At 61.7% G+C, this 16,384-nt stretch carries 13 protein-coding genes; 3 read left to right on the top strand and 10 right to left on the bottom strand.

Features of this window, described 5'->3' with window-relative positions:
• Positions 1–36: 36 nt before the first annotated feature.
• Positions 37–1,797 carry a terminase ATPase subunit family protein gene (locus tag V2J18_RS07695; protein ID WP_336131462.1) on the top strand — a complete coding sequence of 587 codons (1,761 nt, stop codon included), beginning with the start codon at positions 37–39 and terminating at the stop codon, positions 1,795–1,797.
• Entirely contained in the window at positions 1,797–2,801 is a 1,005-nt protein-coding gene (locus V2J18_RS07690; RefSeq protein ID WP_336131461.1) for a phage portal protein, read from the top strand. Before V2J18_RS07695 ends, V2J18_RS07690 begins: the two co-directional genes overlap by 1 nt.
• Before the next feature lie 111 nt (positions 2,802–2,912).
• Here V2J18_RS07690 and V2J18_RS07685 read toward each other — a convergent pair whose 3' ends face one another.
• From V2J18_RS07685 to V2J18_RS07655, 7 genes are all read right to left on the bottom strand, one after another.
• A complete protein-coding gene (locus V2J18_RS07685; protein WP_336131460.1) occupies positions 2,913–3,185 on the bottom strand; it encodes a hypothetical protein in 273 nt (90 codons plus the stop codon).
• Positions 3,186–3,863: 678 nt separating this feature from the next.
• Positions 3,864–4,181, bottom strand: coding sequence for a hypothetical protein (locus tag V2J18_RS07680; RefSeq protein WP_336131459.1), 318 nt, complete (start codon positions 4,179–4,181; stop codon positions 3,864–3,866).
• Between the two features lie 586 nt (positions 4,182–4,767).
• Positions 4,768–5,577: a transglutaminase family protein gene (locus tag V2J18_RS07675; RefSeq protein ID WP_336131458.1), complete on the bottom strand. Its 810-nt coding sequence runs from the start codon at positions 5,575–5,577 to the stop codon at positions 4,768–4,770.
• A 297-nt stretch (positions 5,578–5,874) separates the two neighbouring features.
• Entirely contained in the window at positions 5,875–6,255 is a 381-nt protein-coding gene (locus V2J18_RS07670) for a hypothetical protein (RefSeq protein WP_336131457.1), read from the bottom strand.
• Positions 6,256–6,337: 82 nt separating this feature from the next.
• The gene (locus V2J18_RS07665; RefSeq protein ID WP_336131456.1) at positions 6,338–9,892 is read right to left on the bottom strand and encodes a peptidoglycan-binding protein; all 3,555 of its coding nucleotides are present in this window, start codon (positions 9,890–9,892) and stop codon (positions 6,338–6,340) included.
• Between the two features lie 47 nt (positions 9,893–9,939).
• Entirely contained in the window at positions 9,940–10,578 is a 639-nt protein-coding gene (locus V2J18_RS07660; RefSeq protein ID WP_336131455.1) for an imm11 family protein, read from the bottom strand.
• A 971-nt stretch (positions 10,579–11,549) separates the two neighbouring features.
• Positions 11,550–12,728 carry a tyrosine-type recombinase/integrase gene (locus tag V2J18_RS07655; RefSeq protein WP_336131454.1) on the bottom strand — a complete coding sequence of 393 codons (1,179 nt, stop codon included), beginning with the start codon at positions 12,726–12,728 and terminating at the stop codon, positions 11,550–11,552.
• Positions 12,729–13,234: 506 nt separating this feature from the next.
• Between V2J18_RS07655 and V2J18_RS07650 the strand changes: the two genes are divergently transcribed.
• The gene (locus tag V2J18_RS07650; RefSeq protein ID WP_064746225.1) at positions 13,235–13,939 is read left to right on the top strand and encodes a PP2C family protein-serine/threonine phosphatase; all 705 of its coding nucleotides are present in this window, start codon (positions 13,235–13,237) and stop codon (positions 13,937–13,939) included.
• 115 nt (positions 13,940–14,054) lie between these two features.
• Here the strand turns inward: V2J18_RS07650 and dnaQ are convergent, their stop codons facing one another.
• The 3 genes from dnaQ to V2J18_RS07635 all read right to left on the bottom strand — a co-directional run bounded on the left by dnaQ (position 14,055) and on the right by V2J18_RS07635 (position 16,122).
• Complete coding sequence (dnaQ, locus tag V2J18_RS07645; protein ID WP_336131453.1) at positions 14,055–14,789, bottom strand: DNA polymerase III subunit epsilon; 735 nt, start codon at positions 14,787–14,789, stop codon at positions 14,055–14,057.
• A gap of 120 nt (positions 14,790–14,909) precedes the next feature.
• Positions 14,910–15,380, bottom strand: a complete 471-nt coding sequence (gene rnhA / locus V2J18_RS07640) for a ribonuclease HI (RefSeq protein ID WP_064746227.1) — start codon at positions 15,378–15,380, stop codon at positions 14,910–14,912.
• Between the two features lie 31 nt (positions 15,381–15,411).
• Positions 15,412–16,122 carry a methyltransferase domain-containing protein gene (locus tag V2J18_RS07635; RefSeq protein ID WP_064746228.1) on the bottom strand — a complete coding sequence of 237 codons (711 nt, stop codon included), beginning with the start codon at positions 16,120–16,122 and terminating at the stop codon, positions 15,412–15,414.
• Positions 16,123–16,384: the final 262 nt, after the last annotated feature.

Raw genomic sequence — 16,384 nt, 5'->3', positions numbered from 1 at the left:
TGCAGCCCACACGCGCGCGCGACTTAGCTTTTGCGCATGCTCTCTCTTGCACCCGCACCGCACATCGATCAGCGCCGAAGCGCTCGCGCGCTCTATTGGCAAGGCTGGCGCGTGACCGATATCGCCAAGAGCCTTGGGCTCAAGCGCACGACGGTTGAAAGCTGGAAAACCCGAGACGCCTGGGACGATGCGCCGCCGATTGCCCGCGTCGAATCCTCGATTGAGGCGCGCTTAACGCAACTTGTCCTGAAGGAAGTCAAAACGGGCGGCGATTACAAGGAAATTGACCTACTCGGCCGACAGATAGAGCGATTGGCACGCGTGCGCCGCTACGGCGAGCCGGGCGGCCACGAAGGCGACTTGAACCCGAACATCGAGCGGCGCAATGCCAAGCCCAAGCGCAAGCCGGTACGCAATGCGTTCTCGGACGATCAGAAAGTGCAATTGCTTCGCACGTTCGATCAGCAGTTGTTCGGTTATCAACGCGCATGGCGCAAGGCCGGATTGACCGAACGCATCCGCAACATTCTGAAGTCCCGCCAGATCGGCGCGACGTACTATTTCGCTCGCGAAGCGCTGGTAGACGCGCTAGAGACCGGCCGCAATCAAATCTTCCTGTCGGCCAGCAAGAAACAAGCGCACGTCTTCCGCCAGTACATCATCGAGTTTGCGCAGTCCGCCGATGTAGACCTGTCGGGCGATCCGATCGTGCTGCCCAACGGCGCGACGCTGTATTTCCTCGGCACCAACATGCGTACCGCGCAGAGCTATCACGGCAACCTGTACTTTGACGAATACTTCTGGACGTTCCAATTCACGGCACTGCAAAAGGTCGCGGCCGGCATGGCGCTGCATAAGCAGTGGCGGCAGACGTACTTTTCCACGCCGTCGAGCGTCACGCATGAAGCGTATGCGTTCTGGACCGGCGAACAGTTCAACAAGGGAAGGCCGCGCGATCAGCGCATCAAACTGGACGTGTCGCACGACACGCTGCAAAACGGTTTCCACTGTGCAGATGGGCATTGGCGCCAGATCGTCACGGTAATGGATGCGGCCCGCCTGGGCTGCAACCTGTTCGACTTGGAAGCGCTGCGCAAGGAAAAGAGCCCGGAAGAATGGGCCAACCTGCTTATGTGCGAGTTCGCCGACGACACGGCGTCGGTGTTCCCGCTTGCCGAGTTGCAGCGGTGCTTCGTCGACACCTGGGAAGTCTGGGAAGACTTCAAGCAATTTGCGATGCGGCCGTTCGGCTATCGCGAGGTCTGGATCGGCTATGACCCCGCCTTGTCCGGCGACAGCGCCGGCCTAGTTGTAGTGGCGCCGCCCTCCGTGCCCGGCGGCAAATTCCGCGTGCTGGAAAAGCATCAGTGGCGCGGCATGGATTTCAAGGTGCAGGCCGACCGCATCCGAAAAATTACGCAGCAGTACAACGTGACGTATATCGGCATCGATGCAACCGGCGTCGGTGCGGGCGTTTACCCGCTGGTGCGCGAGTTTTTCCCAGCCGCGCGAAATATCACGTACTCGGTGGAAACCAAGACCCGCATGGTCTTAAAGGCTAAGGACGTGATCGGCAGCGGGCGTCTGGAATTCGATGCTTCGTGGTCGGACTTGGCGCAGGCCTTTATGGCGATCCGCAAGACCATGACCGCGAGCGGCCGGCAAGCCACCTTTGAAGCAAGCCGTAGCGATGACATTGGGCACGCCGATTTGGCGTGGGCCGTGATGCATGCGCTTGACCATGAACCGCTGGGCGGCGACAGCCCGCGCAGCAAATCCATTGTGGAGATTTTCTGATGCCTGCTCTACCCGACACCGCCGACGCCCCTAAAACGTCCCCGAAGGCGCAAGCCTTCACCTTCGGCGACCCGGTGCCCGTGATGGATAAACGCGCCATCCTCGATCACAGCGAGTGCGTCCGCGTCGGGCGCTGGTATGAGCCGTCCGTGTCGATGAACGGGCTTGCCCGCGCGTTTCACTCCAGCCCTCACCACGCCTCGGCGATCTACACGAAATGCAACATCCTGTCGTCCACCTTCATACCGCACCGTTTGCTCAGCGGCGATCAATTCGAGAAATTGGCGCTCGATATGATCGCGCTAGGCAACGCGTATTTGGAACGGCGCGACGCCCGCAGTCGTAAGCCGATGGCGCTGCGGCACTCGCTGGCGCTGCATACGCGGCGAGGCATCGAAGACGGGCGTTATTACTTCATCCAAGACGGTGAGGAACACGAATTCGCGCCGGACTCGATGTTTCACTTGATCGAGCCGGACCTGACGCAAGAGCTTTACGGCGTGCCGCAGTACATCGCCGCATTACAGTCGGCGTTTCTCAACGAATCGGCGACGCTGTTCCGTCGAAAGTATTACCTCAACGGTAGCCATGCGGGATTCATCCTCTACGTCAACGATGCCGCGCAAGACCCGGCCGACATTGACGCGATGCGGCAAGCATTGCGCGACGCGAAGGGAATCGGCAATTTTCGCAATCTATTTCTGTACTCGCCCAACGGCTCCAAGGACGGGGTACAGGTGATCCCGATCAGCGAAGTTGCGGCGAAAGACGAATTCCTAGGAATCAAGAGCGCGACGCGCGATGACGTGCTGGCCGCGCATCGCGTACCGCCGCAACTTCTGTGCATGCCACCGAACAACACGGGCGGGTTCGGCGACGTGGAGAAAGCCGCGCGGGTGTTCGCGCGCAATGAGTTGATACCGTTGCAAACGCGCTTTCGACGCATCAATGAGTGGGTCGGCGAGGAAGTCGTTCGCTTCATTCCATACACGCTCGACTCCTAGCATGGCGCTTCGGCGCAGATGAGAAAGGGCGCCGCACGGCGCCCTTTCCTTTTGCGTCAGCCATTGCCGCCAAGCGCAAGCCATTGCCCTAGCCCTCGCGGTACAGCCGGACTAACTGATGAGCCGCAAGGCCGCCTGCTTGCTCGACGGCCCCGACTGACCGTAAGCGCTGAACATCCGCCCGGCTTGAAGGTGGCGCAACTCCACGCTGCCAAGCGCGCGAAGGTCGCCAGCAATAATGTTGCCGAGTTCGATGTCAACAGAGTCGAGCAACTCAAAAACCATGTACTCCCCGTATTCGACAACCTCCACCACGAACATGCCGCGTATCGGGTTGTAACGAATCACGGTTCCTTCCACCTCCCCTACGGTGAATTTTCGCATAGCCGTTCTCTTTGTCCTCTTGACTTCTAGTCTACCGCGGAGCCCTCCCGGAAATTCGTCTTAGCACTTCTTGATGTTCTGCAAGGACCGCAATCGCGCCTGCATTTGATCGATCAGCAGTCAAAGCAAACCTTGCTATTTCCTCACGGACCCGGTCGTGGTGATGGAGTTCCACAAGGGATTGCACTAAACCAGATGACGCCAAACCGTCCGACGGACGCAGGCGTGTCAGTTCAGAAAAGGCTTTCTTTCCCAGCGTCCAATCCTGCAAACGTGTCGCGATCCCAGCTAGGAAAATCCATGCTCGGGCTTCGTCTGGATTGGCTTTTGCGAAGTCGAGTAACAAGGCCCTTCCTCTGTCTACCTCGCCAGAGTCAAGAATGCGCCTAATTTCATCCAGGCAACTAGTTTCCATGCCGTCAGGCCTAATCCATCCCTGCCGGCTTCAACTCGGGATGGGCTTTGTAAAGCGGGTTAGCGACTGACAACAGCAACTCCCCCATGACTTGACCGATAGCCCTACAGAACGGGCGAAGTTCATCCTCGGTGCCTCGCTCTTGGACAAGGCTAGCCATCTCATTCAAAAGTTCGTTAACGCGCAGGACTCGCTCGCTAATGGCGCCGGCCAACTGTTTATCTGCAATCATTGTTAGCTTGCCCTCGCATCCGTTGGATGAGCTAGTCGAAATACGTATCGCCATCGGGAAAGAAAAAAGTTACATCGTGCTTCTTCTGTAGCCCACGCAATATCGGATCGATGTCTGAGGCGAGCCGCAGTGCTTGCAGTGTGTCGATGCCGTAGACCTCGGAATGCGGAACGTCCAGTCCTTCAAAGACTGCCGAACAGGCGGCAGTCCCTTCATCAAATCTGAAGCTGACACTATCCGGGTCAAGTATGCGAGGCGCCGCGATGCGTATCGTCAACTCTTTCCGGACAGGGTCATCAGCACGCCCAAATAGGAGCCGCCTTTCGGCAATAAATTTTTCCTGATTCATATGTGTCCCATGCATTGTCTATATGCGTCAACCGCTGCTTGCCAGCATCTCATCCGCTGCTTTGCCGGTAGCCCCCAGCACGTATTGTGAATACTATCCTTGAGCGCTTGGCAATGCCTCTCGCGTTTTTCTTCCTCGCTTTCCTCGTTCGGACACATCGCCTGCCCGAGTAGATTTCCCGCGACGCCGCCCACTGCCGCACCAAGTAGGCCGCCCGCCTTGCTCCCAACAATTGCCCCACCAGTGCCGGCAGCGCCGGCACAGGCTAGGGCGCCCGGACCCGAAGGGCTACAAACTAACGTACCAGCCGCGCCACCGCCTACCGCGCCAGCCAGACCCCCACCGTAATAGCCGGCAGCGCCGACGCAAATCGCACCGCCCGCAGTGTAGGCGGCCACGCAAGCTTGATTCTGCTGCAACCCGAAGGGGTCGTAATACATCAGTGGACTGCTTGAAACGTAGGCGTAGGTACTGGGTCCGGCTTGCAGCCCGATGGGATCGGATTGCAAGTAACGCGCAAACGCTGTTCCGCTGGCGGCGTTGAGTACAAGCAGCAGGACACCACATCCCAGTGTTCTTACGATCTTCATGGTTGTCTTCCTTGATTGACTTTCACTTGGTCGATACCGCGTCGATAGTTCGCGTTGTCCGCCTTTGTCTCTTCCCGCCATCCAAGCGCCTCGGCCTTGGCGAAAGCATCGGCATTGCAACGCCCCAGCCTCTCGAAATCCTGTCGCTGTGCTCGCGACAGCGCGTCAGGCGACACGCGCAAGTCGGCGAAGCGCTGTTTTGCAAGTCGAGTACAAGCGCTCCCCCTATGTAGGATGGCCGCAACGTTTCTCGGGTCTTGTTCCAATACCAAGTCCGTCAGCGCCAAGCGGCGCGCTTGCGCACCGGTCTCGTTGTAATGCTCCATTAGAGTCTCAAGCATGACCGCTATGGTTTCTTTGCGCGTAAGCGTTCGTAGGTAGATGCCGCTCTGGACTGCACGGGGTGTGATGTTTAGTTCTATTTGATAGCTATTGTCGGACTTGGTGCCAAAGCTCGTAGCTTCCACATTGACCCATTTTCCCCCGTCGCCTTTGACCCGAGCGAATACATGATGAGGCGCGGCCGATAGGGTCGCCTCAAGTCCGATTCGTTGAGCGACGATCACGAACAGGACGGGCATCGATACGCAGTTGCCTTTGCGTGTCGCGAGGTAAGTTGAGAGAAACTTGTTCCGTATGTTCTTTCCGAACGGGTCTTCCAAGTCATATCGAAACGATCGATAGTCGTTCCACGGACCCGGCTGCGCCAATGACGTAACCAAAACTTCCAGCTTCGCGCGATTGCTTGCACCCGTAGGAACACGTGCGAGGACTTGTTTCGACAACAGGTCGATTTGACGCAGCACAGATGCTTCATCGATGTGAGGGTCTATCAGGCGATCAATTCGGACTTTGGCGCGGGCTAAGTCTAGATTTGCTTCCGGCTCCGACAACGTAAGCCGCACAATGGCCAATGAATCGGGTGCAGAAGATGCGGCCGCCGATGACGCCGGCACTCCACTCGCCGACGCGAGGCAACACGCAGTTAGCAGACCTGGGAGCCCCCATCGTTTTCGTTTGCGCACGCTATATCCTCCTTGATCTAGCAATCTGCGGCCGCCAGTTGTTTATCTGAAATCATCGTTCAACTCGCCTCGCACCCGTTACCCGTCTGCGGTTGCGGCGAGGTAAAGATCACCGTTGGTGATCGCTACTTTGAGCACATCGCTCAGGCCGTTAACTTGCTCGCTCACGCGCTGCGCCGCGGCTCCGTCGCCAGCCAGTGCTGCTTGCCAATCGTCTGTTGCTTCGATCTTGGCGAGTTGGGCCATCAAACCATCTGTGTAGCTTGACAGTGGCGTTTCGGCGTAAGGCGAAACACCCAACTTAATTGCCAACTCACGGGAAATCGGCAGATACATCGTATTGCGTGGGCCATCGACATCGAACATGCCGGCCTTGGTTAGCAGTCGCAGCAGTAGGCTTTGTTGAACTAGCTCCGGACCGATCAATCGTTGCAGCTCAAAGACGGGTTCTTCGCTCACGGGTGTCATCCTTGAAAGGGTAATGGTCACGCATGCCGTGCGGATGCTTCATCCTGGGCGTAACCGATAGGGCCATAGTGAATTACAGTTGCGGCCGCATCGCTGCGGTCTGCTTTTCGTTCTGTTGCTGCTGCTCCAACTCCCTCGCCTGCGCTTGTTGCTGCGCCTGCTGTTCGTTGAAAGTTTGGGTTTCGCGCAACGTATTTTCCAGTGATGGCGCTTGCTGCGAAAGCGTTGCGGCGGGCGTGTGGAATCCTGGGGTGTTCTTTTCTATCCATAGGGTGTCCCCCACCACGGCGACTAGCTTGATGCTCCCTGCATCGGGTATTTCGTTGCGTTTTGCAGCCAACATCGCCGCCGCGAGATGCTCATTGGATATGCCGTTGGGAGAGCCCTCGCGGATCTTCGCCATCATCGCTTGATCCTCGCGCGAGAAGCGGGAGAGATCAACGGTCGGATCGGCTGTGGCGCGTTGAATGCCAGCTTGTGATTCGGCGTGACTGGGCGAGCCGCTGGCGTGCTCGGATGGCGCGGCGCGCCTGTCGGGCTCGGATTCGTGATCGCCAAGCGGCGGTGCGAGCGTTCCAACCGGTTCGGACTGCCGCGACGTGTGGTCCGGCTCGGTCCGGCCTACATCGGATGCCGGCAGGCGCTCGGGGGCGGGATTGGCGGCCCCATGCTCCCGTGCAGAGAGCACCGCAGCGTGGTGCGATTCCAATGGCTGAGACGGCGCAGGCTCTAACGCTTCGTGCGCTTCTCTGCGGCGATCCGGCATAGATAGGGGCGGCGGCGCGACTGCCGCAGGCGCGGCGTCCTGAGCCTGCACGGTAGGCTGCCGCTCGCGAGCGGGCGCGGCGGGATGTTCCCGCTGTTCCGTAGGCGCCGGACGAACAGCGCGGCTCTGCTGCGCGACCGCCAGGGCTTGTACCGTGTCCGGGTCCACCATGCCCGTGGCGGGCAGGCGATTGGCTTCTTGAAATTGCCGCACGCCGTGCTCGGTTGCGGCGTCAAACCGTCCATGCTGCGGCAGGGATGTTTCTTCCGGCCCGCGATAGCCCATGCGATCCAGGCGGTATTGCAGCAATGCCACGTCTTGCCCCTCGCTGCCACGACGCAGGGCGTCGTCATGGTCGCTCGGCGCGCTTGGCGCGGCCTGCGCGTCATTCTGCGCGGACAGTGGCCGCGGCGCTGCCTGCTGAACTTCGGCGGCAGGCTGCGCGGGCTCTGTAGGCTTGCGCGCTTCATCTGTGCGCGCCTCGGCCTGGGCGGCTTCCGGCGGCGGTTCCGCTTTCGACGGCGGGGGCATGGCCGGTTGGCTAGGGGCCGACGGCGACGGTACGGGGGCGGGCTCCGCTTCCGGCCGTGGCGCCGCTTGGGCGCGGGCGGCTTCAATGGGGCGCGTGATGATTTCCGGTTCGCGATCCGCTGCAATCGCCGCTGCGGCTGCCGCTTGCTGTGCGGTCAACTGCACGTCATCGCGCGATAGACCAAGCCGATTCGCCTCCCGCAGCGCCTGTTCCTGGGCCTCCCGCTGCTGTGGCGATAGCGCCTCAATGCGCAGTTCGGGTGTGTCCGGGATCGGAGCCGGACGGGCTCGAACTTCGGTTAGCGCTTGCTCGATCTCTGGCGCCGTCGTCACGGCCGCGATGCGCCGGACGCCATCGGCGTACCCGTAAACGTGAGCGATCGGACTGCGCACGTCGTACTCGCCTGCGGCGTTGGGCTCAAGCTGAAACGTCGTCATGCCCGGCCCGATTCCATTCGCTTCGCGCGTGCGGGCAACGGCGAGCATGGACGCGTCCATCTGCGCTTGCGTCGGGTTCACGCCGCGCTGCTGATACGTGTCTAGCAGAATGGCGCGGTCGCGATCCTCGGCCGGCGGTGCCTGCATGGGAGACAGCGCGGCCACGTACTGCCGGTGTTGGGCCAACTGCGGCGCCAGTTCGGCGTTGGTCCGCTCCAACTCGACCGGCAGGTTTCCAGGTGCGGGGGTGCCGCTCATGCTCAGCCATTGGCCGCCGTCGTCGCGGCGGTACAACTCGCCGTTGCTGGCGGTCACGGAGCCCTGCGCCAGCGCCGTTGTTGCGGCGGGTAGTTTCTCGCCGTCAAAGCCGCTCGCGCGAAACGCAATTTCGTAGCGCGACGCAATAGGCGCAGGACCGTTAGCGATATTTTCGCGGATGACCTGGTCTGCGGCTTGTTCTAACGCGGCAGTACGCTGCGGCGATGCGATTTCGGGACGAATGTTATTCGCTCCGTGATCGATGCGGCCGACCACCACATTACGTTCCCACTCCCCGGTGCGGCTATTACGCTCCCAAGGCGCGGGATCTAGACTCGGAGTGTCCCCCGGTGCCTGCGGTTGAACAAAGGGGCTGCGCGGCGGCGGTACGTCCTTTAGTTCTAAAGCAGTCGCCGCGTTAAGCGCGGCCAGATTCAATTCCCGCGCTTTTTCCGGCGGCGCGGCGAATGTAGTTACGGTTGGATTGTCGTTGCCGTCGCGGGTTAGGTCTGCCGTCCGCTCGCGCACCCATTGCCGGCCGGTGAATTCCCACGATACGTCGTCGCGGTCGGTCTGGTGATAAACCTGCCGGTTGTCCCACCACTTCGCGACTTTCTCGCCGGCCTCGCTGCCGACATAAGCGCCAACTGCAACAGTTACAAGCGCGCCTGGGCCGCTCCAAGAGCCTGCGAGGAGCCCAGCGGCGGCGCCGCCGGCAACACCGCCGACACCGCGTCCGCCGTAGTGCATTGCGTGCGATTGCGCGGCAAGCGGGTTATCTCGATCCAAGGATGACGATATGCGCTCGCTGGCTTCTGCGGCTTCCACGATGCTGACGGCCCCCGCAGCGGCTACGATGCCTTTAATCGCCATAGCACGCCCGCCAACCTTGGGCGCCAATTGTTCGGCCTGCACCGAATTTAAACTGCTGTTCGCAAGAGAGTCGCGCGCGCTAGCCAATCCTTCCGCCGAAAGAGTTAAGCGTCCGGCGCTATGCGCTTGCTCTATCGCTTCCAACAAAGAGGCTCGCCCGTCAGCAGCCGTGCCGAGACTGGGCTTGAATCCCGGCCTATTTACCAACTGAACTGCGTCGAGGGCCTGCTGTTCTGTGCGAAGAACGCTGACCCATTGCGACTGTGGCGGGTCAAGTTTCGCAATGTCAGAGATTTGTGCGGCGTGCGTTTCTTGATACGTGTAGAACTTTGAGTGGAAGTCCTGATTGATCGCCCGAACCTGATTATTCGATAGTCCATGCGTGTTGTTCGTGTAAAGATCGCCGTTCACCAGGGCGGTCTTTATCGTGCTTTCGACGTGATGCACTCGCTGCACCACTCTTTGCGCCGTCGCTTGGTCTCCGGTCTCTAGGTACGACTGCCAGTCCGCGCTGTCCTCAATGTCCTTCAACGCGCTAACGACTACGTTTGTGTAGGACTTCAGATGCCCGCCAACGTGAGGGGAAACCTCTAGCTGGGCGCCGAGTGGCTTTCCGTCGGGCAAGTAAACTAAATTGCCAGAATTGTTGATGCTATATAGCTTGTCTCGGCTCAGCGTTTGCAATAGCTCGCTGTTCTCGAAAACGTTGTTCTGTTCGATGCAATGATGCAGCTCAAAAGTATGCTGTAGCTTGTCATTCATTTTGGCAGTTCCGTTGCTCTCTCACTAGTCCATTGCCACAGATGGCCTCAGAAATCCGCAGCATCCTCTAGCGAGATGCCAACGCATCCGCTTTCAATGATCGCGCCCCTTAGTTTCTTGTCGCAGAAGACATAGCTAGAAAATGGCGTTCTGAACACATGAGCCGCAGATATTTCATGCTCTCTGAAAGCTAGACTTGCGCCAGGACCAATGCGGTAGTGTTTCCCCTTCGCATACTCCTCGCCGATTCTTATATCGAGCCTCGACAGGCTTTCGTCCAGAACATCGATAACTCTCAGAACGTCGCAGAGATGATATTCGCCAAGCGAAGTGCCATCAGCCGAAACGACATTGCACGGCGTAAACGCGAATCCATCAGCGTCGTGGCGCTCCAACACCTTCTTTAGTTCTTCAGATACGAGCCAATACCCGCTAAATACTCCCTCTAAGTCCTTCAACGGACGCCCAGAAGCGCTCTGAATGAGGACGGGAATTTCGGGCAGGACGGGAAAACCGCCATCGGCTGGCCGAAGAATGCGCCGGGGCGGCGTCAACAACCGTTCAAGGTTTGAAAATGTCAAACCGTGGCCGGGACCGCCACTGTAGATATCAGGTTGAAGGACATAGAAATGACCCGTCGGCACTCCCGATGGCTGCGTCGTGACTGAATGTGATTCGATGCTCATCAGATGAATTCTTCCTTGTCGGCAATTGCAGAACGCATGTAAGCGGAATGCGAACCGTGGCCTTGAGTATCGCCTAGACGGCACCCCAGGCGCGTCAGACTTTTCTGACGCCGGGGTCAGAGAAGTCCATCGCACGACGGCCGCAGATACGGACAGGCACACCCCAAGCCTATCTGCGGGGTCACCGGGCGGTGCGCCCCCGCAACGGCCATTCGGCGCGCTGGCGCGCGGTCGAGACCCCGCCACGCCTTCCCACTACATGTGCGGCTTTCGACTCAAATGCGAGCCCGCACAAAAGACAGGCAAAGACAGTCTCGGGCTCGCATCAGATCGTGGGGCGCACGCGACGCAGATTGACGCACCTAACGGGCAGTTTCGGCCCCCTCGGGTAGGGCCGGCAACAGGGCAGCTATGCATGGCTTGGTCTGTAGGTCGCTGGCAGGCGTCCGCACCGGTCGCGTTGGGTGGCCTCCGGAAATCGGTAACCCCGGTAACCTCGCCCAAAAAATCCAGATAACCATTTGAATTACAAGGAATTTATTGGTTACCGTAGCTCGGTAACTTTCGGTAACCCTTGCGGTAACCGAAACTCAAGCTATTGATTTTTAAGACATTTAAGATGACTAAAGGTTACCTCTAAAAACGGTAACTAGTTACCTCATGGTTACCGAATAGGTTACCGCACCGCCCCTATCGCAAGCTATTGATATGGCTACAGAAAGTATCGCTTTTTTGACCCGGTTACCGAAGTTACCGATTTCCGATGGCCCCCCAACCCGTGGGGCTTTATATGGATAAGGCCAGGATCAGCACACAGACGGCGGTCGATCGCCGCGAGCGCGCCGCCATCGGTGGACACGTCGCCAGCCTGCGCGGGGCGTTGCCCTGGCTGCGATGCCGAAGGTCGGGACAGGCCACGTACCGGGAACCGGGCCGGCGTGACCGGGCAACGCATCCAAACAAAAGGCCGCCTATTCGGCGGCCTCAGACTCTCGATTCTTGGCCTTGGCCGGCGCTTTCAAAAAGGCTTCCCAGGCCGTCATCAGCGTTTTGCGCTTGGCGATCAACTGACCGCGCCGGTAAGCGGCCTCGGTCTTGTCTTTGATGGTGTGCGCTAGGGCCATTTCCACGATGAAGTTTTCGGCTTCGGTTTCTTCGGCCGCCCAGTCTCGAAACGACGACCGGAAACCATGGACCGTATAGGGCAACCCAAGCTTGTCCGGTTTGCTCAGCAGATACAGCATCGTATTTTCGGACAGCTTGAACGGCGGCTCACCCTTTGGCATGGACTTGAGTATTTCGAGCGCCTCATCGCACAAAGGCACGACATGCATTTTTCCGCCCTTGATTCGCTCACCCGGAATAACCCAACGAGCCTTCGCCAAGTTGAATTCGGACCAGGGCGCGCCCACGGTTTCTTCAGTACGCGCGGCGGTCAAGATCGTGAACCGCAGTGCTTTGGCCGACTTAGTATCACGCTTACGCAATAGCTGCATCAGCGAAGGCACGTCGGCGTAAGGCATTGCCGCGTGGTGCTTGACCTTCTTGATTTTGGAAGCCTTGGGCAGAGCATGTTCCAAGTGCCCTTTCATCCTGGCCGGGTTCTCACCGGTCACCCACTTCTCATAGTGGGCATAGCCCCAAATGCGCTCGATGCGTCCGCGCAGCCGTGTTGCGGTCTCGGTCTTGCTCTCCCAAATCTTCCGTAGGCAGGCGAGCACCACTGCGTCAGTGACGTGCTCTAACGGCAACTTGGCATCCGGCCCGTGATCCGTCAGGGATTGGCGCCACTGCGCCGCCTGAGCGTCGTTCTTCCACTCAGTCGAAGCCTTTTCGATGTACTCCTCGCAGACTTCACCCCAGGTGCGCCGCTGTGCAGCTCTACGAGCCAGTCTTGCGGCCATCGGGTCTTCCCCTCTCGCAAGCGCCTTACGAAGCTCCACGGCGCGCTCCCTGGCCTCTTGGAGCGTCACAACCGATGCCGTTCCCAGCCCGAGTTCGCGACGCCGCTTGTTGCGCTGGTATCGGAACACCCAGCTACGCGCAAGGGTCTTGGTCACCTGTAAGTAAAGGCCGCCACCGTCCGCGTGATGTCCGGTTCTGGCTGTGGCAATCTGCCGCACCGACAACCGATGAATTCCTTTCGCCATGCACTCTCCTACCCATGACCGTACCCATGATTGGGCAGCGGATCATAGCGGAAGGAGATGGAGTTGTGCGGACGATAATTTGTTGAAGGTCAACGACTTAGTTGCAAATGACGAACCAATATGGAACGATGCGGAAGCACGTTGGCGGCCCCCCTCTCCGCCAGATACGCAACACGACGGGTCCTTCGGGGCCCGTTTTGTTTTTCCGGCGAAGCGTCCGGCCACGGCGGCGACAGCGCGTCGCCGAGTCCGGCACGGCGGCGGCGCAGGCTTCATCCTCGGTTGGGCCGACGCAGGCCAGGCTGCGGACACGATCACGTCGCACGCAACGCCGGTTCACGCGCGCGAGCGGGCGACGTCGATCCTCAACGCATACACGGCCTTCATCCGTCCTCGTGCATGAAGCCGTGCAGGGATCACGCTTTCTTGCTACGCGGCCGCTGGACCGCGATGATTCCGTTCATTGCATTGGCGCACACGACGGACGCGAACGGCACGACCGGCAGATGATCGAATTCGGACACCTCACGCACGTCGGCCTGCGCCGCGAACTCAACGAAGACACCTACTACGGTGACAGCGAACTCGGGCTGTGGCTGGTCGCCGACGGCATGGGCGGCCACGAGTACGGCGAGGTCGCCAGCGCGCTCGCGCGCGAGGTGATCGTGCGCGAGGTGCGCAACGGCACCGCCCTGGCGCAGGCAATCCGGATCGCCGACGAAGAGATCATCCGCATGTCGCGGCGGCGCAACGAAGCCCTGCCGATGGGCACCACGGTGGTCGCCGCGCGCATCGCCGGCAACCGCTTCGAAGTGGCCTGGGTCGGCGACAGCCGGGTGTATCTGTGGCGCGACGGCCACCTGGCCCAGTTGTCGCAAGACCACAGCTATGTGCAGGAGCTGATCGCCAACGGCGCGATCACCCACGAACAGGCGCGCAGCCATCCGCACCGCAACGTGGTGACCCAGGCCCTGGGCGTGACCGACCCGCGCAATCTCAACGTCGAGACCATGACCGGCGAGCTGCGCTCGGGCATGCAGTTGCTGCTGTGCAGCGACGGCCTGACCGAGGAGGTCGACGACCGCAGCATCGCCCGGGTGCTGGCGCACAACGACTGCAGCGCGCAGGAGTGCGTCGACTCCCTGGTCGCCGCGGCGCTGGACGGCGGCGGCTCGGACAACGTCACCGTGGTGCTGGTGCGCAGCCACTGAAGCGGCGCCGCAGGCGATTGGACGTCTTTAGACGGGCCGCGAAAATCGAATGATTTTCAAAAAAATCCAGAACGCGCCGCCTGCCGGCGCGTTGCATCGTGGGCGCGGCCCGCGCTCAGGCCTCGGCCGCTTCCAGCGCCGGCTCCGGCAGGACCTGGTCCCACACGCACTTGCCGGCCTTCTTGCGCAGCTTCTCCAGCCGCACGCGATGCGCGGCCAGTTCGTCCGCATGCACCACCACCCGCGGCCGCGCCGCGCCGAGGTCGACCTGGAGGCTGACCTGGGCGTTCTGCGTCGCCACGACGGTGTCGCCGAAGCCGATCTCTTCCTGCCCCGAGGTCAGGGCGATGTAGACCTCGCCCAGGATCTGGGCGTCGAGCAGCGCGCCATGCAGCTGACGGTGCGAGTTGTCCACGCCCAGGCGCTTGCACAGCGCGTCGAGCGAGTTGCGCTGGCCGGGGAAGCGCTGCCGCGCCAGCAGCAGCGAGTCTTCGATGTTGCTGACGTGGTCGGCGAGCTTGCCGTACTGAGCGCCGCAGATCGACAGCTCGTTGTTGAGGAAGCCGACGTCGAAGGCCGCGTTGTGGATGATCAGCTCGGCGCCCTGGATGAAGGCCAGGAATTCCTCGACCACCGCTTCCATCGGCGGCTCGTTGGCCAGCCGTTCCAGCGACAGGCCGGTCACTTCCTGCGCGCCGGCCTCGAACTCGCAATCGGGCTTGATGTACTGGTGATACGTGCGGCCGGTCGGGCGGCGCTCGATGAACTCGACGCAACCGATTTCGACCACGCGGTTGCCGCGTTCCCAGCTCAGGCCGGTGGTTTCGGTATCCAGGATGATTTGGCGCATGGGGGGATTGTCTCAGATGCGTGGAAGGAGCGCGCGGCGGCCGACACGATGCCGGGCGGCCTGGTCGCGTGCCAGGCGCCTGTGCGCCGCTGCCGGTCTTCGCGGATTCTCGTCAGTGCATTACGGTCGGTAGGGCCGCAGCCGTTCCGCCTGCACGCGCGCCAGGGTGTCCACGCGCTCGTTGTCCGGGTCGCCGGAATGGCCCTTGACCCACTTCCACTCGATCGAATGGCGCAGGGTCGCCGCGTGCAGGCGCTCCCACAGGTCGCGGTTCTTGACCGGGTCGCCGCCGGCGGTCTTCCAGCCCTTGCGCACCCAGTTGTTGATCCACTGGGTGATGCCCTGACGCACGTACTGCGAGTCGGTGGTCAGCACCACCCGGCACGGCTCGTTGAGCGCTTCCAGGGCCATGATCGCGCCCATCAGCTCCATGCGGTTGTTGGTGGTGTCCGGCTCGCCGCCGGACAGCTCGCGCTCGCGGCCCTTGTAACGCAGCAAGGCGGCCCAGCCGCCGGGCCCGGGGTTGCCGAGGCAGGCGCCATCGGTGTTGATCTCGACGGTCTTTTCGACGCCCGTACTGGTTTGGCTCACGCAACGGCTTCTCTTGAACGGCAGCCGGACATTATCGCCGTTGCGCGCCCCGGGTCGAGCCACGCTGCGCGCGCGGAATCAAACCGCCGCTGCCCTGCCAGCGCAGCACTTGCAGCCGCGCCGGCGGAATCGCCGCGTGCACGCGCTTGGTCAGGCTCAGCGCGACCCCGGCGCGGAACACGTCGGCCGCGGCCACTCCGGCGTCGCCGTGCGCGACCCGCCAGCGCGGCCCCAGCCATTGCAGGCTGACCGAATCGGCGGCGAAGCCGGACACGCGCAGCATCGCCTGCCAGTGGCCGGCATCGCGCGCGGCCAGGCCGCTGCGCGCCCAGCGCAGACGGTACGGGCTCCAGGGGTTCAGGGTCGCCAGCCACAGTCGCCCGCCGGGGGCCAGGATGCGCGCGCATTCGCTCAGCAGCGGCCGCGGGTCGACCCCGTCGTCGAACACGTGCTGCAGCAGGACCGCGCCGAAGGCCTCGCTGGCCAGGGGCAGCGGCAGGCGGCAGCGGACCGCGCCGTCGAAACCGAGCCGGCTGCGGCGCAGGACCACCCCGCGCCCGCGCGGCGGCGAAGCCGCGGGCAGTCCGAACCAGGCCCAGGGCAAGGCCGGACTGGCCGCCAGGACCCGGCTCATCGCCGCCGCCTCGACCTCGAGCAGCCCCTGACCGGCGACCTCGCCGAACCAGTGCAGGGCGCTGGCGGAGTCGGTCTCGGGTTGACGGCCGTGGGACAGGGCGGGCATGTTCGCGTCTCGCAGGGACGGGGCGGAGCCGGCGGGGAAGCGCCGCTGCGCCGGAGGCGGCTTCCGGACGGAACCGGGGCGCCGCCAGGGTCGCAGATCGCCGTGACACTACCGCCGGCGGCGGAACCGTCGGCGACAGCGCGCCGCCTGTCCCGCAAACCCGACCCGGCGACCGGCCCAGGCCGTTCCCGGACCGCGGCGACCGCTACGCCCGGACTGTGCGCCTCCCGCGCCGGCCAGGCAAGCCGAGCCCCCGCCCCGC

This window comes from Lysobacter firmicutimachus (assembly GCF_037027445.1).
In the GTDB taxonomy this organism is placed as follows: domain Bacteria; phylum Pseudomonadota; class Gammaproteobacteria; order Xanthomonadales; family Xanthomonadaceae; genus Lysobacter; species Lysobacter firmicutimachus.
Note: the sequence above shows the minus strand (reverse complement) of the source record. Positions and strands in the feature narration are given on the sequence as shown.

Excerpts from the sequence above, each read along its gene's own strand:
- V2J18_RS07660 (WP_336131455.1), bottom strand. The coding sequence starts at position 10,578 with ATGAGCATCGAATCACATTCAGTCACGACGCAGCCATCGGGAGTGCCG.
- V2J18_RS07690 (WP_336131461.1), top strand. The coding sequence starts at position 1,797 with ATGCCTGCTCTACCCGACACCGCCGACGCCCCTAAAACGTCCCCGAAG.
- V2J18_RS07650 (WP_064746225.1), top strand. The coding sequence starts at position 13,235 with ATGATCGAATTCGGACACCTCACGCACGTCGGCCTGCGCCGCGAACTC.
- V2J18_RS07665 (WP_336131456.1), bottom strand. The coding sequence starts at position 9,892 with ATGAATGACAAGCTACAGCATACTTTTGAGCTGCATCATTGCATCGAA.
- V2J18_RS07655 (WP_336131454.1), bottom strand. The coding sequence starts at position 12,728 with ATGGCGAAAGGAATTCATCGGTTGTCGGTGCGGCAGATTGCCACAGCC.
- V2J18_RS07685 (WP_336131460.1), bottom strand. The coding sequence starts at position 3,185 with ATGCGAAAATTCACCGTAGGGGAGGTGGAAGGAACCGTGATTCGTTAC.
- V2J18_RS07635 (WP_064746228.1), bottom strand. The coding sequence starts at position 16,122 with ATGCCCGCCCTGTCCCACGGCCGTCAACCCGAGACCGACTCCGCCAGC.
- V2J18_RS07680 (WP_336131459.1), bottom strand. The coding sequence starts at position 4,181 with ATGAATCAGGAAAAATTTATTGCCGAAAGGCGGCTCCTATTTGGGCGT.
- dnaQ (WP_336131453.1), bottom strand. The coding sequence starts at position 14,789 with ATGCGCCAAATCATCCTGGATACCGAAACCACCGGCCTGAGCTGGGAA.
- V2J18_RS07695 (WP_336131462.1), top strand. The coding sequence starts at position 37 with ATGCTCTCTCTTGCACCCGCACCGCACATCGATCAGCGCCGAAGCGCT.